The sequence below is a fragment of the Streptomyces narbonensis genome, from assembly GCF_014649015.1.
Classification (GTDB): Bacteria; Actinomycetota; Actinomycetes; order Streptomycetales; family Streptomycetaceae; genus Streptomyces; species Streptomyces narbonensis.
On sequence record NZ_BMSF01000143.1, the window covers coordinates 1 to 641 of the forward strand.

Sequence of the window (641 nt, forward strand, 5' to 3'; positions counted from 1 at the left end):
AAGCTCCTTTTCTGTGACCCCATGATTTTATAAATTATGTGAATTATATATATATATATATATATATATATATACCAAGGTGTCCGCATTTCGTTGTTTTCCAGCGGCAGACTTAGTTCCTTATTTTAAGCGCTAAATTTACACCGTCATGACGGACTCAAACGGCCACCATTTTCTTTAGGATTAAGATAGAGAATTTTGAAGAGTATCAAACGAATCCGTTTATTAAGAGCTTTCAAATGATGTGCCACAAGTGTACCCTTTGTATTTAACAATTTTGAGCTAAATCCCCCCAAAATTTAAAAAAAGGGGGGACGCGGTGTCCCCATTTTTTTTGCATGCACTCGTATCTTGTGGTACATCATTTTAAAGCTTATGATTAGCCAATTTAGAATCCTTTTGAATTTTTTAAAAGTAATGATTACAGCCAGACTTATGACTTTTCAAAAATTTTCAATTTTCAGGGGGTTTTCCAGCCGCCATTTTGTTTGAGGTTGAGCTAGGAAAATTTTGAAAAAACGAAAATGTTCAAAATTATTAGACCTTTCAAACGATATATCACTTGATCCCCCTTTACATTTGAAAAAATAGAGATACGCCCCCCCTGAGGGGGCTAAAGCCCCTACAGGGGTGGTCCCAGA

At 35.9% G+C, this 641-nt stretch carries 1 protein-coding gene; it reads right to left on the reverse strand.

Annotated features, from left to right (window positions below; all coding sequences use genetic code 11):
• Positions 1 to 443: 443 nt before the first annotated feature.
• The coding region (locus IE124_RS35220) for a hypothetical protein (RefSeq protein WP_229833189.1) at positions 444 to 641 on the reverse strand (198 nt) is incomplete at its 5' end.